The organism is Vibrio metoecus, assembly GCF_009665255.1.
Lineage (GTDB): Bacteria > Pseudomonadota > Gammaproteobacteria > Enterobacterales > Vibrionaceae > Vibrio > Vibrio metoecus_B.
The window spans coordinates 700,483-723,590 of the sequence record NZ_CP035687.1 but is presented as its reverse complement, the minus strand read 5'-3'; the positions used below and the strand labels follow the sequence as shown (position 1 = coordinate 723,590).

Below are 23,108 nucleotides of genomic sequence, written 5' to 3'. Positions count from 1 at the left end.
ATTGTAGATTGGCTCATATGTTTTTAGCGAGTTTAACCACTCGCTATTTTTTTGCCTGCAATTTGCCTATCGGCAACATAGATCCTTGTTACTGATCTGGTGTGCGATGTTTTACACCTTGATCATCGTTCCATGCATGAAAAGCCATGAATTTCACATGAGCTTCGATCAGATCATGAGACAGTGTTTCTCCATCTGCTTGTTGATTGAGATGCTCAAGACTGAGCACCATCAATTGTTGCATCCTGCGCATACACCAAGATTTCAATGCCAAATCCCCTCCAGATTGAGCGACGCAGAGCTGAAATCGGCCATAGGCGAGATTGAGGTACTGCTGAGCCTGAGAACCATTGATAGTACGATAAAACTCAAATTGGCGCAGACATGCATCAAGCCAACAGGCAATGGCTTTACTTTGGGTTGCATCTAACGGTGTACTCCAAAGTTGGGGTGGGACATTGAATATCAATGGCTGTAACTCAGTCACAGAAGTGTTATGGCGATTTTGATACCAGTGATGAACATCATTCAACCAAACTTGCAACTCATTCATATAGGCAGATCCAATGATCAAAGAAATGAAACGAAGCATTCAGTGAATACCCGCTTCTCTACGTTTAAATAGTGTGGTTGAGGATCAATCTCTTTGCCAAATGTGTGTTGCAGGAAAAGATTTAGTGGTGGGGGCTTTTGCGAAATAGCTGGCTAATTTAACGAGGAACTTGGGGGTTGGCAAAAAGAATATCTATAGTTTTAATGATAAGGTTTGTGAAGTATTGCCACAGTCACAATACGGATTAAATCTACTTAACAAAGCATGGCCCCTTTGCTACAGATGAGTTGTTCCTAGCATGGTTTTTCGGAGGTATTTATGTCCATTAATTCAATTGACCATGATGATATGACGAGCATTACCAACAAATGGGATTCAATTGAAGAAATTGAATCCCAGCGACCCACAAAAAACGTGAAGTCAGCGGAAGCAAGACGCCGTATCGAAACCTTACGTGAGATTCGTGAGAGCGGTCTGACAATAGAGGAAGCTAAAGAGCTTGGATTGCTACACTAGCTCTTGGCATCAAACAATCGATTAAGGGTGGCTTGGGTCACCCTTACTTATTTTTATCGCTTTAGTTGATTTTGAGCAGTCAAAGCAACATTTTGACTCTTAATTTTCTACATTCCTATGTTATATTTCGCTCCACGATTTTACTGACTGTGGGCTTACTAATGTCTTTCAACCTTGCATTACTGACTGCGGAAGAGAAAAACAAAGTAGAACTTGATAAACAAGCTTCTTATCTTGTTTGGCGACTTAAGCAGGTAAAATCAGGACCGGAAGAGATCACTAAGCAGCTGACCAAGATTGTTTCTGAAAGCGAAAAACAGTGGTTTCAACAGTCAGTAGATAAGTACAAAAGAGTGATGGGCGTTGCGTAGCGTCTATGCTCTGTAGGTGGCAAATTGCAAACAGCAAGCCTTCTGCTAAAATCCGTCGCAACAAATTGAATTAGAGAGAACATCCCAATGGGAAGAAGTTTTGAAGTGCGCAAAGCCTCTATGGCGAAAACTCAAGGCGCAAAAATTAAAGTTTACTCAAAATATGGTAAAGAGATTTACGTTTGTGCGAAAAACGGCGGTACTGACCCTGACATGAACTTATCGCTTCGTCACTTGATCACGAAAGCGAAAAAAGACCAAGTACCAGCGCACGTTATTGAAAAAGCACTGGATAAAGCCAGCGGTGGTGCAGGTGAAGATTACCAACCAGCACGTTACGAAGGTTTTGGCCCTGGTGGCGCAAGCGTGATCGTTGATTGTCTGAGTGACAACGGCAACCGTACTTACCAAGATGTTCGCCAATGCTTCGTGAAAACGGGCGCAAAAATTGGTACTCCTGGTGTCGTTGCACACATGTTTGATCACCAAGCAGTTTTCCAATTCCAAGGCGATGATGAAGAAGCGATTCTTGAAGCGCTTATGATGGCTGACGCAGAAGTGACAGACATTGAACTAGAAGATGGTGTGATCACTGTGTTTGCACCAAACACAGAATTCTTCAAAGTGAAAACCGCTTTGAACGAAGCATTCCCAGACCTGACTCTGGATGTGGAAGAGATCACTTTCGTTCCACAAAACCGCACAGTAGTGAGCGGCGAAGACGCAGAAAAATTCCAGAAGTTCCTCGATATGTTGGATGACTGCGACGACGTACAGCAGGTTTACCACAACGCGGATATCGAATAATCGTTATCTTAAAAGCCGAGCGAAAGCTCGGCTTTTTCTTTTAGGAACAGAACAAAAATAATAAGGAGAACCAAATGAAAGTCAGCTTTATTGGATTAGGTGTGATGGGATACCCCATGGCGGGTCATCTCCAGAAAGCCGGTTTTGAGGTGACGGTGTTTAACCGTACTCAAGCGAAAGCCGCGGCGTGGGCGAAACAGTTTGGCGGCCAATATGCTGAAACCGTCGCGGAATGCGTTAAGGATGCGGATGTGGTGCTGACTTGTGTCGGTAATGATGATGACGTACGCAACATGACCACGGCAGCCACAGGAGCTATACCCGCGATGAAACCGGGCGCGGTATTGATCGACCACACTACGACCTCCGCACTGCTTGCCGAAGAGCTTTCAGCGGCTGCGCAACAAGCGGGTTTACGTTTTATGGATGCGCCAGTTTCTGGTGGACAAGCTGGTGCCGAGAATGGTGTTTTAACCATTATGTGTGGTGGTGACGAAGCTCTCTTTACAGAGATGCAACCGATTTTTGCCGCTTACGGACGTTCTTCTGTACTGATGGGGAAAGCAGGGCAGGGGCAGCGCGCTAAAATGGTCAATCAGATCTGTATCGCTGGTGTGCTAAATGGCCTGTCTGAAGGACTGATGTTGGCAGAGCAAGCAGGGTTGGATATTCCAAATCTGGTGTCGTGTTTGAAAAATGGTGCGGCAGGATCTTGGCAGATGGAAAACCGTGCGCTCACCATGAGCCAAGAGAAGTTCGATTTTGGTTTTTCGATTGATTGGATGATCAAAGATTTAGGCTTCTGCCTTGATGAAGCCGCGCACTTAGGCTTGAAGCTTCCGATGACAGAAAGCACGATTGCGGCTTATCAACGCCTTTCACAACAAGGGCTAGGGCGAATGGATACTTCGGTGCTGATTAAAGCGATTAAAGATGCTGGCAGTAAGTAGTTCTTTTATTAAAAAGCGCCTAATGCAAGGCGCTTTCTTTCGTTAGTTATGTCTATCTTAGTCAATTTACACTGTAAACAACTCACACTTTAAAGCGCGCCACCAACTCATACAGTTCATGAGCTCGCCCATTCAAGGTTTGGCTACCTTGGCGATTTTGGTTTGCCAGAGCTGCAGATTCACTACTTTGGTCTGAAATCACGACAATGCGTTGTGAAATTTCTTGCCCTACAATGCTTTGCTCCTCGGTTGCGGTCGCAATTAAGGCGTTCATATCCATAATTGTTCCGATCGCGGTTTGGATTTTTTGCAGAGCATCCGCGGCGGCATTTGCTTCACGTACTGTAGAAATACTGCGTTGTTGGCTTGATTCCATCGCTTTGACTGCGGCATCTGAACCGGACTTTAACTGCTGGATCATGGTATGAATTTCTTGCGTACTCTCTTGGGTTCGGCTGGCAAGTTTACGGACTTCGTCGGCGACCACAGCAAAGCCGCGACCTTGTTCTCCTGCGCGAGCAGCCTCAATCGCAGCGTTGAGCGCAAGTAGGTTAGTCTGTTCTGCGATATCTTGAATGACGGCGAGAGAGGAGGTGATGTTATTCACATCGCCTTCCAGTTTTCCAATGACGTTGCTTGCATCCGCGACTTCCTCAGCTAATGACTGGACGGAACGCGCCGCGGCATTAACGATTTTATGTACATCAGTCGCGTTGTCTTCCGCATCGCGCGCGGATTGGGCGGCATTATTGGCGTTGTTGGAAATTTCTTGTGCTGTAGTGGTCATTTCAGTCATCGCCGTTGCGACTTGTTCTGTTTCTTCCCGCTGGTTGGAGGCCAAATGATCCACTTGCTCAGCGCGTTGACTCATGGCGTTAGTCTCTTCAACCACTTGCTGCCCAACCTGATTGACTCGTTTAATGATATTTTGCAGGCTCTCAACAAAACGGTTGAAGTTTTGACTTAATTTCGAAAATTCGGGAACATTGAAACGCTCCATTCGTGCTGTGAGATCGGCATCGCCGCTGGCAAATGAGTTGATAGAACGATCAAACAGTTCAAGCGGATGCATGATGCTACGGTTGATCAAAATGGCCATCACACTCACCAGAACAACAATCACGAACGTAATACTGGTGATCGTGTAGAGACCTTGTTGTAGTTGCTCTTCTGCGCGTGCTTCCATGGCGGCTATTTCGGCATCCACGTCATCGGTATAAAAACCAGTACCGATGGTGAGATCCCACTGCGGAATGTAGACCGAATAACTCAACTTAGGTAACGGTGTTTGTTCACCCGGTTTGGGGAAATAGTAAGTGGTGAACTGATCTAACTTAGCGTTTTTAATCAAGTCCCGTATCAGATAGTTTCCCTGTGTATCTTGCATATTCATAAAGTTATCGCCCAACCCATTACTGGATTTTCCCAGCAATAGGCGAGTGCCTTTTGAATCGTAGCCAAAGATATAACCGCTTTGCCCAAACTGGATCTCACGTAGTACGGTGAGAACTTCTTCTAATGAGGCTTGGCGTGCCTTGAGTGGCGTGAGTGCCGTATCCGCGATTTGTAGATAGGATTTCAGCTCGGCCTGCTTCATTTCCATCATGGCTTCACGGGTATTGTGCATTTGTTCTTGGCTGAGTTGGCGAGTTTCGCTGAAGCTAAAGTACATCATACTTAACGCTATGGTGAGCAAAGGCACCAAGGAAAGGATGTATAGGCGTTGTCGAATAGTTAGGCTCATAGTAGTGACTCACAATGTAGTGCGATGGGCGCTTTCTTATTAAGCCTAGTTCAAAAGCTGGGCTTGTGTGGTCAACAATTGGAAGTTGTTTGGGTATTCACCCATTTGCCATGCTATACTCTGCGCCCTTTCTGTTCGATAGAGCGACAATCATGAACCTTAAATCCGATATTCAACAACTCAACAATCGCATCGATACTTGCCGTCGTAAGTTGGATGCCGCAAAAAGTCGCGCCGATTCAGAGATGGTCAGCAAGTTTACCGACGAATTAGAAACGCTGACTAAGCGTTTGAATAGCGTGAAAAGCAAGCAAGATTACGATCTGAATAAAATGCGTAAAACGATTGCCGATATGCCTTTCTCACGTGAAATCACCAAGCTTGAGCAAGCGGATCTCGGCAAGCTGAAAAAATCAGTGAAAGGTTTGGTACTTGTTCATCCAACCACCAAAATCGGCAAAGCATTACGCGTTGAAGTGATGACGGGTTTTGCGCCTAAGCCATTCTAAATATGGCAAAGAATTGAAATAGAAAGAGCCAGCATTTGCTGGCTCTTTTACATTTGGGATAGGCAAACTTTAATAGCCCATTAATTGCAATAACTGCTCGGCGGTTTGCACCGCTTCTTTACGGTTGGCGATATTGAGCTTCTGATACAGATTCCGAATGTGGGTTTTGATGGTGGTGCCTGCCACATCCAACTCATGAGCAATTTGTTCATTACTGAAACCTGAGTAGATAAGCCCAAGCACTTGCCATTCTCGTTGCGTGAGTGGGCTAGTGCGCACTAGCTCTGGAATGTTCGGGTGATTCACTAGTTTTTCCACAAACTCTTCATCAAAGTGGATAGAGCGGCTACGTTGAGTCGTCGAGATTTCTTTGAGCAGAAGATTGGCGCGATGACGTTCCAAATCCCCTAGCTCACCTTTGTGAACCAGTTTTTCCAGTAGATGACCAATTTTGCTACCATCGATCAGGAAATTACCAATCATGCCGGTTTGGTTGGTGAGGCGAAGAGCTTGTTTGAGCTTATCGCAGGCTTGCAGATCATCTCCTTCAGTAATGGCCAGCAGCGCTTCCACAATCAAATTGCGATTGGTGTCGGTGACGAGTTGATATTTTTGCGCCTGCTCTTGAATAAAGTCCAAGGTATGGCGCGCTTCGCTGAGTTCACCGAGTTGGATCTGCGCGCGTGCGATATTACGCCACTGCAATTGGGAGAAGTGGTTGCACGCTTTATCTGGTCGAGTGCTGGACTGTAGCCACTGACGGATCTCGGTGCTGTTTTCTTTGACTTGCCAGTACAGCAGCAAAGATAGCGAAGCATTCGCCGTCCAATCCACATGGTAAGTCGATTGTTTAAGTAGATGCTGTATCTGTTCAATAAAGCGTCCGCCTTTATCCAGCTCACCTCGGCCAATCGCAATTCTAGCCAGCATCGAATAACAGTGCAGGTGCTTACTTTGCGAATGGTTTTCTAGCACGCTCAGCCCCTTATAAGCGGCTTGTTCGGCTTCATCTAAGCGGTTCCAGCACCATAAAATTTGCGCGCGAATCCGCAGCAAAAATTCATGCAGCGGTACTTGGTGCAGTTGCTGCTCTTCAATCAACTTAAACGCGTTATCCTGCACTTCGTAAGCCGCTTGCACATAGCCCTGCGCCAGTAGAATTTCGCTTTGTTGCAGCAACGCCCACAGCGCTTGGTGATATACCTGATATTGACGCGCCAGTTTTTCCGTTTGCTGCATCATGGAGAGTGCGCGGCTGAGATGACCTAATACGTGATTTACTTCGCCAACCACAGAAGTGGCGACAATACGGCTGCGATACGTGGTGTGATCCAACTGGCTTAAAGCAAGCTCGGCGAGTTCCAGTGCTTTTTCTGGCTCGTTTTGGTTAATTGCGACTTGGGCACGCAGCGCGTTAAATTCGCCTTGCTCTTTGGTGGAGAGCTCGACATTCAGTGCCTGCATCTCTTTCGCTGCTTTGGCGAGTAATGCGCCCACATCGTTATAGCGATGCTGACTCTGCGCTAGCCAAGCTTGCAGCATGCACAATTTAGGCTCGCGATACAGTTGAGCGGGTGTAAGCAGATTGATTGCCGATTCCAACACCTCAAGCTCACCTTGGTTAAACATCTTCCAACCAAACTGGCTCAAAATGCTCGCCAGCAACTCGCTATCTTGCGCCAAACGCGCATGACGCAAGGCTTGGTGAGGTGTTGCCGCTTCTAACCAGGCTTTGGCGGCAGCACGTTGCAAATCTTGCTCTTGTTGCGGAATGCGTGCTTGGCGTTGGTGTGCTAAAAATTCAGCAAACAGATTGTGGAAGCGATACCAGTTGGTTTCTCCTTCCAGTGGCGAAATAAACAGCCCAAATCGATTGAGAGACTCGATCATCGCCAAGGCATCGTCACGCCCCGTTAAGCTGCTGACTAATGCATCGTCAAAATGATCGAGTACCGAACACTGCATCAAGAAATAGCGGGTTTCATCGTCGAGCAGATCAAACACTTCTTCGACCAGATAATCCCAAAGATGCGCATGGTTAAAGTGCGAAACTGATTCGATGGTTTGAGCGAGCGTGCGGTGCTGATGTTGTGCTTGCAGCGCGATGAGCTGCATCGCGGAAGGCCAACCCTCCACATAATCACGTAGGTGATTCGCCGTCAGCGCATCAATCCCATCGGAAACGCGTTGGTTGAAAAAGCGCGTGGTTTCTTCGGTATCAAAAGCCAAAAGCTCATTGCCGATCTCAATCATTAAATCACGCACGCGCAGGTTAGCCGTACCCAAAGGTGGGGTTGAACGGCTGGTGACCACCAAGGTTAAATTATCGGGCATGTGCTTTAAGAAAAAGCGCATCGCTTCGTGAATGGTTTCATCGCTGATCAGATGGTAATCATCCAGCACCACATAGCATTCGCCGTGGTAGTCGGCCATCTCGGCAAACACTTCACTAAACAGTGAGTGCAGTGAGGAAAATTGACGCTTCTCTGCCAATTTTTGCGCGTTGGGGCAGGCGTTGTGGGTTGCTTTATTAATCGCTTGCAGCAGATAGTTCATAAAGCGAAACGGATCGTTATCGCTATCATCAATGCTGTACCAACCCAGATTGGGCTTATCGGCAAGCCACTGTGCGGCCATGGTGGTTTTGCCATACCCCGCCGGAGAGCGGAATAGCACTAATTTGTAGCAAGTCGCGTGTTGCAATAATTCCAGAACACGGGGGCGGACGATGGCGTTATGCAAACGTCCCGGGCGAGTCAGTTTCGAAGGGATCCACATCTTCTTTCTCTCGTCTATTCCAATCAGAGCGTCATGCTCTTTTAACTTGGAACACCAGTTCCAAGCGTAGGGAGAGGTGAATACGCGAGGCGTATCACACTCAGATGGACGAATGTTACTTGAAGTCATTCTGCGCGTTTATTGATCCATACTGAGTTTTCTGTGTTCTTCACGTTTCGCTCATAACTACGCCCCATATTTGTGATTCTTGTCACTAATCCATCTGCGCCTGAGCAAGGGTATTGTCTAAGCCTCTACGAAATTAAGTGAAAAGTAGGTAACGGAAACGAAATTATTGTGATCTATTTAGCAGAGTGGACAAATGTTCAACCTCTTGTTTTCCGAACTTTCATAAAGCCTAGCTATGGTTAATCGGCGGGTGGTGTGATCCGAATCACTGCTATCTCTGGTTGAACTAAGCATTGATGGGAGCTAGATCACTCACTACCGGACTCCTGCGCCTCTACGCCTTGGTTCCTCCTCCTAATTGATGAGAAAAGTAGGAGGATGTTTTGCCAAAGTCGTGAAGGCAGGATAGAGGTCAGATGGATTAGAACCAAAAAGTGAGAGTTCACAATGAAACCTACTCAACAGAAACAGTTTGACAAGAAGTTGTTCCAAGAAAACGTGAAGCGCCATTTAACCGCAACTTATGCCACGACGGTAGAGCACGCTTCGGCGCGTGCATGGTACTTGGCGATGGGGCGAGCCCTTGCTGAATTTACCACCTTTGATTTGCTGGAAACCGAACAGGATGAACGCATCCTCAATAGCAAAAGTTTGAACTACCTATCGCTGGAGTTTTTGATTGGCCGTTTAACTGGCAACAACTTGATCAGCATGGGCGTGTATGAAGCCGTAGGGCAAGCGATGGAAGAACTCGGCCAGAACCTGACCGACTTGCTAGAAGAAGAGCGCGACCCATCATTAGGTAACGGTGGTTTAGGCCGTCTTGCCGCTTGTTTTATGGATTCTTGCGCGGCGCAAGAATATCCGACCGTAGGCTACGGTCTGCACTACGAATATGGTCTGTTTAAACAGTCATTTGAAGAAGGCCGTCAAAAAGAAGCGCCTGATGCATGGTGTGGTGTTGAAGGCTACCCATGGGAAGTCGCGCGCCCCGAACTGAAGCAGGAAATTGGCTTCTACGGTCACGTTGAAGTCGTTAATGAAAATGGTAAAGAGCGTCGTCGTTGGGTTCCGGGCATGCTGGTGCAAGCGATGCCGTGGGATCTGCCGATTGTCGGCTACCAAAGTGATACGGTTTACCCGCTGCGTTTGTGGGAGTGTCGCGCTATCGCGCCTTTCTCGTTGGAAAGCTTCAACAACGGTAACTACTTTGAAGCACAGCACGCGTTGATCGATGCTGGTAACATCACCAAAGTCCTGTATCCGAATGACAACCACGAAAAAGGCAAAACCCTGCGTTTGATGCAGCAGTATTTCCACAGTGCAGCATCGGTGCGCGATATTCTGCGTCGCCATGAGGCCGTAGGTCATGCGTTAGCGGATTTGCCGAAATACGAAACCATTCAGCTTAACGATACGCACCCAACCATCGCGATCCCTGAGCTGATGCGCATTCTGATCGATGAAAAGCAGATGTCTTGGGAAGCGGCGTGGGCGATCTGTTCGAAAACCTTCGCGTATACCAACCATACTTTGCTGCCAGAGGCGCTAGAAACGTGGAGTGAATCGTTAATCCAACGCTTACTGCCACGTCATATGGAGATCATTTACGAGATCAACCATCGCTTCTTGCAAGAAGTGCGTGCCAAATGGCCGGGTGATGTAGCGAAACAGCAAAAGCTCTCGATCATCGAAGAAGGCTTCCACCGCATGGTGCGTATGGCCAACCTGTGTGTGGTCGGCTCTTATGCGGTGAACGGCGTAGCCGCGCTGCACTCTGAATTGGTGAAGCGTGACCTGTTCCCTGAATTTGTTGAGCTTTATCCGGGCAAAATTCAGAACGTGACTAACGGTATTACTCCGCGTCGCTGGCTAAAGTTCTGTAACCCAGATTTGTCTGCGCTCATCTCCGAGAAGATTGGTCACGAGTGGCCAGCGAAACTGGATCAACTGACCAAAGTGGCGCAGTACGCGGAAGATGCCGCGTTCCAAAAACGTTTTATGGAAGTGAAAAAAGCCAACAAAGCGCGTTTGGCTGATTGGGTGAAAGATCACATGGGCATCGAGCTCGATACCAATGCGATTTTCGATGTGCAGATCAAACGTCTGCATGAGTACAAACGTCAGCACCTCAATATGCTGCACATTTTGTCGCTCTACCATCGTCTCATCAATGATCCAAGCTTTGACATGCATCCACGTGTGGTGTTCTTTGCGGCGAAAGCGGCGCCGGGCTACCACTTGGCGAAAGAGATCATTTACGCCATCAACATGATCGCGCAGAAAGTGAATAACGATCCGCGGGTCGGCAACAAGCTGAAAGTGGTATTCATCCCTGATTATCGCGTCAGCGTGGCCGAAATCATCATTCCGGCGGCGGATGTGTCTGAGCAGATCTCAACCGCAGGTAAAGAAGCATCCGGTACTGGCAACATGAAGATGGCGCTCAATGGTGCTCTGACCATAGGTACGATGGACGGCGCGAACGTCGAAATTCGTGAAGAAGTGGGCGATGACAACATCTACATCTTCGGTCTTGAAGTGGATGGTGTAGAAGCACTGAAAGCGCGTGGTTACAACCCATACGATTTCTATCATGCCGATCCGCTGCTCAAAGCATCGCTGGATCTGCTGGTGGGTGAAGAGTTTACGCCGGGTGCTCCGGGCAAACTGCGCGCGACCTATGACAGCTTGCTCGATGGCGGTGATCCGTATCTGGTTCTGGCGGATTTCGCCTCTTACGTGAAAGCGCATGAAGCGATCGACAAACAGTATCGTGACCAAGCGGGCTGGGCGAAAAAAGCCATCCTCAATACCGCGTTAGTGGGCAAATTCAGCTCCGACCGCAGTATCCGCGATTACGTGAATAACATTTGGAAACTGAGCGCTGTACAGCGTTAAGCCCCTTTGGTGAGTTAGACCCCTCTGACTCACCTTTTTTACATACCCTACACGGAAGGGGAAAGCAGTCCCTTCGGAGAGAGCGATGAATCAAGACAATGCATTAAAACAAGTCGCTGCAATGGCAAAAATTGCCGATCGATACGTCAGCGCGTGGGGCAGTGAAGCTCAAGTAGAAGATGACACGATCCGTCATCTTTTGGCGTCTCTTGGCTACGACACCAGTAGCGATGAAGCCTTGCTGCAATCGGCCGAGAAAAAACACAAGAAAGATGTGGTGGATCCGGTACTCGTGGTTCACCAAGGTGCGGCGATCGAAGTGCCGCTCTACCTTGGCGTGAGTGCGCGCGAAAGCGAATTTGATTGGCGCTTGCAGACCGAGCAAGGCGAGGTGCTGGAAGGCTATCTGCAATCACAAATTGTACGTGATGAACGTGCCGAAGGCGGCCCACTGGTGTTTGCGTTGCCGAATGATCTGCCGCTCGGTTATCACACATTATTGATTGCGCGTAAGCGCCGCAAAACACCTTACGAAATGGCGCTGATTGTCACGCCGCAAGCCTGTTATAAGCAGCCCGCCTTGGTACAAGGCAAAAAGCTGTGGGGGCCGAGCATTCAACTTTATACCCTACGCACTCAGCACAATTGGGGCATGGGTGACTTTGGCGATTTGAAACAGCTCGTGGCGGATATTGCTTCACGTGGTGGCGATTTTGTTGGGTTAAATCCGATTCACGCATTGTTCCCAGCCAACCCTGAAGGTGCCAGCCCGTACAGCCCATCGTCTCGTCGTTGGCTGAACATTCTGTACATTGATGTCAGCTCAGTACCTGAATTTGCACTCAGTGCTGAAGCGCAGCAAAAAGTCGGTAGTCCAGAGTTCCAGCAGCGCCTACAAAAAGTACGTGATGCGCATTGGGTGAACTACAGCGAAGTGGCCGAACTGAAACTGAGCGTGTTGCCGCTGCTGTTTGCTGAGTTCAAAAAGCGTCATCTGGATAAACAGTCCGATCGCGCTCATGCTTTCTTGAATTTTGTGGAAGAGGGTGGTGAGAGCTTACTGCATCAAGCGGCATTTGATGCGCTGCATGCCCAATTGCATGCGGAAGATGCTTCAGTGTGGGGCTGGCCCGTTTTCCCTGAAAAATACCGCCGTTTCGACAGTGCTGCGGTACAGAAATTTGTTGATGAGCAGAAAGATCAAGTTCATCTCTACATGTATTTGCAGTGGATCGCCGATGCGCAGATCCATGAAGCGCAATCATTAGCGGAAGAGAAAGGCATGGCCGTTGGCCTCTATCGCGATCTCGCGGTAGGCGTGGCCGATTCTGGCAGCGAAACCTGGGCCGATCATGGCAACTTGCTGCAAGATGTGAGCATTGGTGCGCCGCCAGATGTGTTGGGACCTTTGGGACAAAACTGGGGCTTACCGCCACTCAACCCGCAAGTGCTGCAAGCGACGGCGTATGATGCTTACATCAAACTGCTGCGTGCCAATATGAAGCACTGCGGCGCATTGCGTATCGATCATGTGCTTGGTTTGCTGCGTTTATGGTGGATCCCGAAAGGTGAAAACGCCACCAAAGGCGCGTACATCTACTACCCAGTCAAAGATATGTTGGCGATTTTGGCGCTCGAATCTCACCGTCATCAGTGCAGTGTGATTGGCGAAGATTTGGGAACCGTACCGGATGAAATCGTCGAGCTGCTGCGCGATGCCGGCGTGCATTCGTACAAAGTCTTCTTCTTCGAAACTTCGAAGGAAGATGGTGGTTACGTTTCTCCGGCGCATTACGCGGAGCAATCGATGGCGGCACTCTGTACCCATGACATGCCAACCCTACGCGGCTTCTGGCACTGTGATGATCTTAAAATGGGGAGTGAAATTGGCCTCTATCCCGATGAAGAGCAACTGCAAGGCTTGTTTGACGATCGCCTGAAATCCAAACAAGGCATTCTCGATTCTGTGGCGTGGCACGGTTATTTGCCAGCCGGCGTTGGGCGTGATGCCACGCAGGTTCCGATGGATTCCTACCTGAGCGAAGCACTGCAACTGCATGTGGCGGCAGGTTCTTCCGCGTTACTGAGCGTGCAGTTGGAAGATTGGCTAGAGATGGATAAGCCGGTCAATATTCCGGGAACGGTCAACGAATACCCGAACTGGCGACGTAAGCTCTCCATGAATCTGGACGAGATTTTTGCACGCGAAGAAGTGAACCGCATTGCGGCTCGACTGACTGAAGTGCGCAGCAAAGCCAGCCAATAAGGAACTCAGTGACCAATTTCTTAACTATGACCCAAAGAAGTTGAGGGTTGGTCACTCTTTCCACCTTGATAAGTCCGGTAAGATGGACACACGCTTTGCCCGCGGTTTGCGGGCTTTCTGCTATACCCAAACAACTTAAAGATACCGATTCAAAACGACATAATTCTTTAAGCCGGAAGGGAATGTTTCGCTAGCTAGGTTAGGAGTTAGGTTTGAAGATCACAAAAAAACCATCCAAGGTTCAACAAATTTATGATCAGTTGGCGCGTGCTGCGTTTGCTGATCCCTTTTCATTTTTAGGCCCTTACATTCCCGCAGAGCAAGGCGCATTGCGGGTCTGGATGCCGGGAGCCAATAAAGTTGAGTTGGTGGTTGAAGGGGAACCACGAGTTACGTTAGAGCGAGAAGGTGAGAGCGGCTTTATTCTAAAAGATGGCCGTAACCTGCGTTTTACCCGCTACCAATTGGCTGTTGATTGGGAAGGCACAGAACAGTTACTGGACGACCCATACCAATATCACACCATTTATGCCGAATATGATGATTTGCACACACCGAAGCAGATGTATCACCACATGGGTGCGCAATTTGTCACTTTAGAGCGCGATGGAAAAATGGTCTCTGGCGTACGTTTTCTAGTGTATGCCCCTCACGCGGCGGCGTGCAGTTTGATTGGCGCGTTTAACCATTGGGATGGGCGTCGTCATCCGATGCAGCGTCTCGATTACGGAATTTGGGGAATTTTTATCCCCGGCTTGCCGGAAGGCACCCAATATAAATTTGAATTGAAAGGCCCACACGGAGAAGGCTTACCGCATAAAGCCGATCCGTGGGGATTTTATGCCGAGCAATACCCTTCTTTTGCTTCCGTCACATACGATCATCAAAGCTATCAGTGGCAAGACAGCGCATGGCAGCAACGTCCTGTGACCGAAAAGCGTAAACAAGCGCTCTCGTTTTATGAGCTACATGTTGGCTCATGGAAGCGGGGTGAAAACGGCGAGTTTCTTAATTACCGTGAATTGGCCGATCAATTGGTGCCTTATCTGGTTGAGATGGGTTATACCCATGTTGAGTTAATGCCTGTCGCTGAGCACCCATTTTATGGCTCTTGGGGCTATCAACCAGTTGGTCTGTTTGCGCCCACTAGCCGTTACGGCTCGCCAGATGATTTCAAATATTTTGTCGATTTGTGTCACCAAGCGGGGATTGGAGTGGTGCTCGATTGGGTGCCTGCACACTTCCCATCAGATTCTCACGGTCTAGCCAATTTTGATGGCACACCGCTGTTCCATGATCCGGATCCGCGCCGCGGCTGGCACCAAGACTGGAACTCTTACATCTACGATCTCGGTCGTGAGCATGTACGCCGTTTCTTAGTTGCTAACGCGCTGTATTGGTTTGAGATGTTCCACATCGACGGTATTCGTGTTGATGCGGTGGCTTCGATGCTCTATCTCGATTATTCACGCAGTCACGATCAATGGATCCCGAATATTGATGGCGGGCGTGAAAACTACGACGCCATCGCCACCTTTAAGTGGATGAACGAAGAAGTGTACAAACACTTCCCGAATGCGATGACGATTGCCGAAGAATCGACCGCGTTTCCCGGTGTTTCTGCTCCGACCTTCATGGGTGGATTAGGTTTTGGCTTTAAGTGGAACATGGGCTGGATGCACGATAGTTTGTCATACATTAAAGAAGATCCGGTTCATCGCAAATATCACCACAATACCCTGACTTTCCCGCTGATTTACGCGTTTAGCGAAAACTACGTGCTCTCTTTGTCACATGATGAAGTGGTGTATGGTAAGCGCTCACTTATGTACAAGATGCCGGGTGACGAGTGGCAGCAAACCGCCAACTTACGTGCTTACTTGGGCTATATGTATGGCCAACCGGGTAAAAAGCTCAACTTTATGGGCACCGAGTTAGGGCAAACTGCTGAATGGAATCACGATGGTCAGTTGCAGTGGTTTTTGACTCAGTTTGAACGCCATGCTGGGGTTCAGCGCCTAGTACGTGATTTGAACCATCTGTACCAATCGCAAACTGCGCTGCATCAGCTTGATTGCGATCCGCGTGGCTTTGAATGGCGTTTGCAAGATAATGCCGATCTCAGTGTGATCGCCCATGAGCGCATGGATGAAGCAGGTGATCGCGTGTTAGTGATCACCAACTTCACACCTGTTCCGCAGCAGGAATTTCGCTTAGGCGTTCCCAAAGAGGGACGTTACCGCTTGCTACTCAATACCGACGCCAAGCAATACAACGGTAGCGATTACTCTGTGTTGCAGGAAGTCAGTAGCGAAGCCGTGGGCAGTGAAGGCTTAGATCAATCTCTGTTATTGCGTGTTCCTCCGCTTGCGACGCTGTTTTATCAGTGGATGGCCGAGTAATTCTCGCGACTTCTCGTTGTTTCATTATCAAACAGTCAACCCGCTGCGGCGGGTTGATTGTTTATCGCTGATGGTTGGATTTTTCAGAGAGAGCTGTTTTCACTCAGTCGAGACTTTTTGCCCACCAAGCAAGATCTTGCTCAATCACAGGCAGTTTTTTGCTTTATTGATGGAGATGATTGGATAACACATTGATTTCTAATGGTAAGCAAGTTGGCATCGACCTTGCTCTTTCTATGGCGACGGTGCGCTTAGCGCGTTAACGCTTTCATTTATTTAATGATTTTTTAGAAAGGAAATAGCCATGCCAACTCCATGTTATATCTCTATCGACGGCCAAACTCAGGGCCTTATCACTGCTGGCGCATGTACTGCAGACTCTATCGGCGATTCATTCGTTGAAGGCCACGAAGATGAGATGCTGGTTCAACAGTTTGACCACGTCGTGACCGTACCGACTGACCCACAATCTGGTCAGCCTTCAGGCCAACGCGTGCACAAACCATTCAAATTCACTGTGGCGCTGAACAAAGCGGTTCCTCTGTTGTACAACGCGCTCTCTTCTGGTGAGAAGCTGAAAACCGTTGAACTGAAATGGTACCGCACGTCTATCGAAGGTAAACAAGAAAACTTCTTCACCACTAAGCTGGAAAACGCGTCTATCGTCGATATCCACTGTGAAATGCCACACTGCCAAGACCCAGCAAAATCTGACTTTACTCAGAATGTGACTGTGTCTCTGTCTTACCGCAAAATCACTTGGGACCACGTTAACGCGGGTACTTCAGGTGCGGATGACTGGCGTAAGCCAATCGAAGCGTAATTTACGCTCCGAGAATGTCGCTCACCTTCGGGTGGGCGATTGTAAACCTTAAACCCAGAGTATCGTTTAGCGCGGTATTGTGGGTTTAAGGTTTTGCCATTTTTAATGTAGGAGAAGGAAAGGCAGGATGGCGACATTAGCGTACAGCATTGAGGTGGAAGGGCTGGAAGATGAGACTCTGGTGGTCAGAGGCTTTCATGGGCAGGAGTCACTCTCCAACAGCGTCTTTTTAGAGCAAGCCTGTTACGGGTTTCGCTACGAAGTGCAACTGGCGAGTCGGGTATCAAACCTGACCGCTGAGCAGATGGTCGATAAGCGTGCTGAGCTGAAGCTTTACCGCAACTCACAGCTGGTGCAGCGCGTCCATGGCATCGTGCGTGCCTTTAGCCAAGGTGACATCGGCCATCACCACACCTTCTACGAACTCGCTTTAGTGCCTGCCTTAGAGCGCTTATCTCTGCGCCACAATAGCCGCATTTTCCAAAAGCAAACTGTCCCAGAAATTCTCTCTATCTTGCTGCAAGAGATGGGCATTAACGATTACGCTTTTGCGCTCAAGTGTGATTGCGTGCAGCGTGAGTTTTGTGTGCAGTACCGCGAAAGCGATATCGACTTTCTGCACCGCCTCGCCGCTGAAGAAGGCTTGGTGTACAGCTTTGTCCATGAAGCGGGCAAACATACTCTCTATTTCAGTGATGCCAGTGACAGCCTAAGCAAACTTCTGGAGCCCATCCCGTACAACGCCTTAGCGGGCGGCACGATGGATACGCCGTATATCCACGGCTTAACCTATCGCACCCAAGCGGAAGTGAGCGAAGTTCAGCTCAAAGACTACAGCTTCAAAAAGCCAGCGTACTCCTTTTTACAAACCGTACAGGGCACGGAGCTGGATTATCAGCAAACCCGCTACCAACATTTTGATGCCCCTGGGCGTTATAAAGACGATGCAAATGGTGAAGCCTTTAGCCAAATCCGTTTAGACTACCTGCGCCGCCATGCCCACACCGCAACAGGGCAGAGCAACGAGCCGCTGCTGCGTGCCGGCTATAAGTTTGACCTGCAAGAGCACCTTGACCCCAAGATGAACCGCGATTGGGTGGTGGTCTCTATTAACCACCAAGGTGAGCAGCCGCAGGCATTGCAAGAAGAGGGCGGCAGCGGCGCTACTACCTACAGTAACCAATTTAGTTTAATTCCAGGGCACCTCCACTGGCGTGCTGAGCCACAACCTAAACCGCAAGTCGATGGCCCAATGATCGCGACGGTTGTCGGCCCTGAAGGCGAAGAAATCTTCTGTGATGAACACGGACGGGTGAAAATCCACTTTCCGTGGGACCGCTACTCGAACGGTAACGAGCAAAGCTCCTGTTGGGTACGGGTGTCACAAGGTTGGGCGGGCAGCCAATACGGCTTTATCGCCATTCCGCGCATCGGTCATGAAGTGATTGTTTCTTTCTTAAACGGCGACCCAGACCAACCGATCATCACCGGTCGCACCTATCACGCGACCAACACGCCGCCATACACTTTGCCTGAGCACAAAACCAAAACCGTGCTGCGCACCGAGACGCACCAAGGGGAAGGGTTTAACGAGCTCAGTTTTGAAGACCAAGCAGGCAAAGAGCAAATCTACCTGCATGCGCAGAAAGACTTTGATGGTTTGATTGAAAACGACCACACCACGGTCATTCGCCACGACCAACACCTGACCGTTGAAAATGACCAATTTACTCAGATTAAGCACAACCAACACCTGACGGTGGAGGGGGAGAGTCGCACGCTCGTCAAACTCGACAGCAGCAGCGAAATCGGCGGTTCATTGCAGCAAAAAATCGGCAGCAAAGCGATTTATGATGCAGGCACAGAGGTTCACCTTAAAGCGGGTAACAAACTGGTCTTGGAAGCAGGCAACGAGCTTACCATCAAAGCCGGCGGCAGTTTTATTAAAGTCGATGCTGGCGGTGTGCACGTCGTCGGCTCTGCTATTAACCTCAACTCTGGCGGCAGCGCAGGCAGCGGCTCAGGCTATGGCGGTAAAATGGCCGAGTTGCCACAAGGGGTGGATAAAGCCAAAACGCCGCAAGAGATTGAGCTAGCCGCGGTAACTCCCACTCAGCAGTCCATGTCACCTTTACTTAAGGCGCGACAAATTGAAGCACTCAAAGGTCCTGCACCTGTGTGTGAAGTGTGTGAAGAGGCAAAAAGTTTGTGATGCATATGGAGATGATTACGGTTTTGCCTGATACCGCTATTGCACCGAATAAAACGTTGTATCTATTGGTTGATGGAGCACAGGTTGAGCACATTGCTAAACAGTTGTATAGCTTGAGTGGCGAGTTAAATTTAGAGCCAATTTATCTCTATGAACCATACAACCAACTGATCGAGGTATCCCCGTATTTAGTGCAAGCCACTGACCCCGTAAAGCAATGGTTTTTTGATCTGAATAACACCCGAGTCGGTTATTTTTTCTCATCTTCATTACCACTGGATGATGTAGCAGAGAGCATAAGATGTCTGATTAAAGTACTTTCACCCTATGGTACATCGGTATTTTTGAAAATGGCCAATAGTGAATGTGCTTATGTCTTGCTGCAAACTCGAGTTGCTCGGTTATGGCAAGTGATGGAACAAGCTTGGCTCCCTACTAAAAGTGGCTGGGAGTTATTAAGTAAACCAGATTCTATACCCACTATTTCAGAGGGTATGTACAAATTGTCTGATGAACAGTGGCAGATGATGGGGCAGATTTCTTGGCGTAATGCACTGGAAAATATTGCATATCACATGTGTAAATGGTTTCCCGAAACAATTTCACAGTATGCAGATGTAGAGGGGTGGCTTAATCAACAAGCGCAAAATGCATATCAAATGGGTTTTAATTCTGAACGAGACTTGTTGTTATTCTTTAATGTAATTGGGTTTCTTGGTATTAAGGCCATTGCATCTCCAATTTATCCTGACATTTATCAGCTTATACACCAAACATCACAGCAGACACCTTCGCAGCGTATCGAGCAGGCTGCCTTACTAGCAGAGCAATACTCTCATCAATATATTCAGGAGCAAAGATCGTGAGCTCACCTCTTCAAGCCGCCATGTGTGGTGATACTAAAGATGCCCAAAGCCCCGTTGCTGTTTGTCCATTAGCCATTGATAAAATACAACTTATTCCAGTTAGATATGGGCTAGTAGAAACTCTTTCTGTTAAAGGTGTTGCTTCACCTCCTTTCGAAACTAAGTCAAAACCTATCGGAGTTCGCTTACTTCGTGATGGTTGGTTATATATTTTGATGAAGCAAGAGGAAGCGTGGCTACTTCATGAGTATCGGACCGAAGGTGGACAGATTACTACTTTGTTATGGCAAGATAGTGACGTTGATAAAGATGTCAGAACAACGACTGTTGGTGATGCTAATCTTGTGTTCAAAAAGACCGATATCCTTTATGCGTGCTACTCGGAAGTTCAATGGACAGCGAGAAAATGTTCACAAGTCATTAAGAATGATAAAGATAGAAAACGCTTTATGCAGCGGGTGAGCTTATTGCAGGTAAACCCGCTGACTGGTGGAGAAAATTTGTTGACGCCTAAACAAGCATCTTCCCTGATTGCTGAATGTGCGGAAAAAGTAGTTTCACAGACGTCATCACTGAGTTACCAGACTTATCAATGGGAGCATAAACCACTATACCGTCAAATCGACTTTACTGAGTTAAGTGCCAAAGTTCTACGCCAATATAGAAACGGCCATTTTTACCTTATCCTTAATGATGATATTGGTATCCTCAGAGACTTAGCTTCATTTCAAGCACTGGTCGCAACATCACTAGAAGATTGGACGTCTGATGAGAAACGATATCAACAGTTTGTCGAAGGATGTTATATTGAATCGCAAATCACTCTTTCTCCAGATAAAGTTGACCAACTCGCTGTTGCGATTGGTGACACTACCTTCATAAACGAGCTCAATAACAGCCAAAAGCAAGCAATCGTTGAGTGGCTTGAATTTCAAGAAGAACGTGGTAGTAACCATGCTCGACTCAATGCGATAAAAAGGAATCAGCTAAAAGATGCTCTTGGTGCAGATCTTTGGAAGAAATATCAAGAATTAATCGGTGATATTGAAGATCAATACCAACGTCAAATGCATGGTATAAATAGTTTCAAGTTTTGGGATTCTAATGCGGGTACGCTTGGTATTTTGGATCTTATCAATGAAGATGAGATGAAAGCGTTTCTAAAACAAGAACGAGAAAAACTGGCTTACTGGCAAGTGCTACTAGAACAAATCACCGAAGACAGAGTGGCATTATTTAGTCGTTTTTATCCAGCGGCTTGGTATTTTGATGCTACAAACGTTGAGAGCTTGCAAAATTTGCTCGCAACCGAATACGCCTGTATTCAGGATATTTGCTGGAGTGAGACATCCAGTAAGCTCATCGCTGACCAGTTGGATAAAATGCCTTGGATTGCCTATCGTGGTCTGTTTACCTTGCCTGCCGAAAATTTCGATAAAATTACCCAGGAAATACAAAAGAAAATCAGCGAGCTGCAAAAGTTGGTTGCAGCTGAAGATGATCTTACAGCTATCAACACCATAGGCTTAGAGCTAAACGGCTTACTGGCTCAAGAATTTACAGGTCAAGACTGGGGCAGTAGGTTGATTTCACTGGATGAAGGCATGCGAGCCTTTGATTCTTTGATCGACGCCAGTTATGCCCAGGCGAATACGTTAGTACTCGCTAAAGCGACGTCGGAATTTCTGGAAGATGCTAATGCCAATAAACAGTTTGATCCTAAGAGGGTTTTTCGAGATCTTTCTGGAAGTGCTTGGTTGAATATGCTTAAAGCTTATCAAGTTAGTGGAGTTTCCGTTGGGTTGGCCAATAAAGCAGAATTTGAAGCTTTTGATATGCTGCGTAATCAAGCGGTGAGTATGCGTGAGGAGAACGTCAGCTTGAAAAATCAGCTCCGGCAGGAACTGGTAAAATTACGTAAGCAAGGAAAATCAATTAATCAGTCTGCTTCGATATCTAAGATGCGTCAGGATTTGAAACGCAATCAGTCAAATCTACTTATTATGGAAAATAAACTCGCAGAAGCCCTTTCACCTCTTGGTGATAGCCCTGCCAAAGTTGGTTATTACATCAAAGGTTTGTCTGCAGAAACACACGCAGATATGAAGCAGATGGCAGCTGATCTGCACCAGTTGAAAACTAGAAGCGTCAATTTGGGTAAATATTCAGTACGTATTAAGGCAGGAAAGTGGGATGTGCTGTCTTTGATACTAGTCTGTTTTTCCATCAGTAATGCTTATAAGGCACGTAATAAGGATACTGCATTGCTTATCTCAGAGATGACTGGTGCATTAAGTGGTATTTTAGGTTTTGTGCAGGGGGTACGGGCTGCAACAGATATGGCTGCCATCAAGTTGGTCAGTAGTAAAGTCAGTCAACTTGTTTATGGTGCCAATCTTGGTAAATGGACCGTGATGCTGGGTGGATGGGCATATATATTTGGTGGTATTAGTTCAGTCGTAAAAGCAACCTCTGCTGGGTACGATGCGGTTGTAAAAGGTGATACCAAGGCCTCTATTACATTGGCGGCAGAAGGTGTAATGATTGGAGTCAATTACGTTGGTATAAGAGAGAGCGGAAAGGTTGCTTATGCAGTTTTTAAAGCAGATAAAGCTGTTCGCGCTGGTATCTGGGCAAGAAATGGCGCTAATTTGCTTTCACTAAGTATTCGTTTAACTTTGATTGGTATTGCTATCTCTGCCATACAGCTAGGGGCGACTGTGTGGTATAACCGCACTAATCTTTCTCAATACCTCACTTGGTTTGCAAACTGCCAGTGGGGTAAGTCGCCTTCGTCAATTTCTCTTGAACAGAGTAACCTTCAGTTAGCAAGAATCTCAGCTAAGCCGAGTGTCGAAATCCGTGAGTTTGAGCAGGGTAAAGCTTTGATATTGAGCTTTCCAGGTATTAGTCGCGAAACATTGGATGATGCGGGTGTGATGTTGTCGGCCTATTGGAAAACTAGCTTACGTGATAACAACTGGCAGCCATGGACCCAAGAGCTAGAACAACAATGGGTATGTTTGAGTGAGACTCACGAGCCGCTAGTGGTAGCACTACCTTTGTATGGTTCTGAAATCAATGCCGAGCACGGGATTGCCATTGAGTTGCATTATTTCCCGATGGCAGATACGTCAGAGAAAGATATTCTGCGTTTTCAAGCAGAAAGCTTTACCCGTGTTGGTCCACTTAGTGAAGTTGCGCTGTTTAAAGCGAGAAACCTCTCTGCTGGTCATCTTGCTCCGTTAACTACCCAGCAAATTTATTGGAAAGTGACATAA

General features: G+C 47.7%; 15 protein-coding genes. 12 read left to right on the top strand and 3 right to left on the bottom strand.

Going from position 1 to position 23,108, the window contains the following annotated elements:
* Positions 1-88: 88 nt before the first annotated feature.
* Positions 89-553: a transcriptional regulator gene (locus EPB59_RS16680; protein WP_195707131.1), complete on the bottom strand. Its 465-nt coding sequence runs from the start codon at positions 551-553 to the stop codon at positions 89-91.
* A 318-nt stretch (positions 554-871) separates the two neighbouring features.
* On the opposite strand from EPB59_RS16680, the gene EPB59_RS16675 reads away from it, so the two are divergent.
* The 4 genes from EPB59_RS16675 to EPB59_RS16660 all read left to right on the top strand — a co-directional run bounded on the left by EPB59_RS16675 (position 872) and on the right by EPB59_RS16660 (position 3,197).
* On the top strand, positions 872-1,069 hold the full coding sequence (locus EPB59_RS16675) for a PA3496 family putative envelope integrity protein (RefSeq protein WP_000026551.1): 198 nt from the start codon (positions 872-874) through the stop codon (positions 1,067-1,069).
* A gap of 161 nt (positions 1,070-1,230) precedes the next feature.
* Positions 1,231-1,440, top strand: coding sequence for a DUF3283 family protein (locus EPB59_RS16670; RefSeq protein ID WP_055050234.1), 210 nt, complete (start codon positions 1,231-1,233; stop codon positions 1,438-1,440).
* A gap of 87 nt (positions 1,441-1,527) precedes the next feature.
* A complete protein-coding gene (locus tag EPB59_RS16665; RefSeq protein ID WP_000533703.1) occupies positions 1,528-2,247 on the top strand; it encodes a YebC/PmpR family DNA-binding transcriptional regulator in 720 nt (239 codons plus the stop codon).
* Positions 2,248-2,321: 74 nt separating this feature from the next.
* Positions 2,322-3,197 (top strand): NAD(P)-dependent oxidoreductase, encoded by an 876-nt coding sequence (locus tag EPB59_RS16660; protein ID WP_154173951.1) that lies wholly within the window; start codon positions 2,322-2,324, stop codon positions 3,195-3,197.
* Between the two features lie 82 nt (positions 3,198-3,279).
* Here the strand turns inward: EPB59_RS16660 and EPB59_RS16655 are convergent, their stop codons facing one another.
* Positions 3,280-4,941, bottom strand: coding sequence for a methyl-accepting chemotaxis protein (locus tag EPB59_RS16655; protein WP_055050236.1), 1,662 nt, complete (start codon positions 4,939-4,941; stop codon positions 3,280-3,282).
* A gap of 152 nt (positions 4,942-5,093) precedes the next feature.
* On the opposite strand from EPB59_RS16655, the gene EPB59_RS16650 reads away from it, so the two are divergent.
* Entirely contained in the window at positions 5,094-5,450 is a 357-nt protein-coding gene (locus EPB59_RS16650; protein ID WP_055050237.1) for a YibL family ribosome-associated protein, read from the top strand.
* Positions 5,451-5,519: 69 nt separating this feature from the next.
* Here EPB59_RS16650 and malT read toward each other — a convergent pair whose 3' ends face one another.
* Complete coding sequence (gene malT, locus EPB59_RS16645; protein WP_154173949.1) at positions 5,520-8,228, bottom strand: HTH-type transcriptional regulator MalT; 2,709 nt, start codon at positions 8,226-8,228, stop codon at positions 5,520-5,522.
* Between the two features lie 576 nt (positions 8,229-8,804).
* Between malT and EPB59_RS16640 the strand changes: the two genes are divergently transcribed.
* The 7 genes from EPB59_RS16640 (at position 8,805) to EPB59_RS16610 (ending at position 23,108) form a co-directional block, all read left to right on the top strand.
* Complete coding sequence (locus EPB59_RS16640) at positions 8,805-11,258, top strand: glycogen/starch/alpha-glucan phosphorylase (protein WP_154173947.1); 2,454 nt, start codon at positions 8,805-8,807, stop codon at positions 11,256-11,258.
* A gap of 85 nt (positions 11,259-11,343) precedes the next feature.
* A complete protein-coding gene (gene malQ / locus EPB59_RS16635; RefSeq protein WP_154173945.1) occupies positions 11,344-13,524 on the top strand; it encodes a 4-alpha-glucanotransferase in 2,181 nt (726 codons plus the stop codon).
* Between the two features lie 212 nt (positions 13,525-13,736).
* Positions 13,737-15,926, top strand: a complete 2,190-nt coding sequence (gene glgB / locus EPB59_RS16630) for a 1,4-alpha-glucan branching protein GlgB (protein WP_154173943.1) — start codon at positions 13,737-13,739, stop codon at positions 15,924-15,926.
* A 304-nt stretch (positions 15,927-16,230) separates the two neighbouring features.
* Positions 16,231-16,749: a type VI secretion system effector Hcp-2 gene (hcp-2, locus tag EPB59_RS16625; RefSeq protein WP_001142921.1), complete on the top strand. Its 519-nt coding sequence runs from the start codon at positions 16,231-16,233 to the stop codon at positions 16,747-16,749.
* Between the two features lie 127 nt (positions 16,750-16,876).
* On the top strand, positions 16,877-18,961 hold the full coding sequence (locus EPB59_RS16620; RefSeq protein ID WP_154173941.1) for a type VI secretion system Vgr family protein: 2,085 nt from the start codon (positions 16,877-16,879) through the stop codon (positions 18,959-18,961).
* Positions 18,961-19,827 (top strand): DUF4123 domain-containing protein, encoded by an 867-nt coding sequence (locus tag EPB59_RS16615; protein ID WP_154173939.1) that lies wholly within the window; start codon positions 18,961-18,963, stop codon positions 19,825-19,827. Before EPB59_RS16620 ends, EPB59_RS16615 begins: the two co-directional genes overlap by 1 nt.
* Positions 19,824-23,108 carry a toxin VasX gene (locus EPB59_RS16610; RefSeq protein WP_241666235.1) on the top strand — a complete coding sequence of 1,095 codons (3,285 nt, stop codon included), beginning with the start codon at positions 19,824-19,826 and terminating at the stop codon, positions 23,106-23,108. The genes EPB59_RS16615 and EPB59_RS16610 overlap by 4 nt, the downstream gene beginning before the upstream one ends.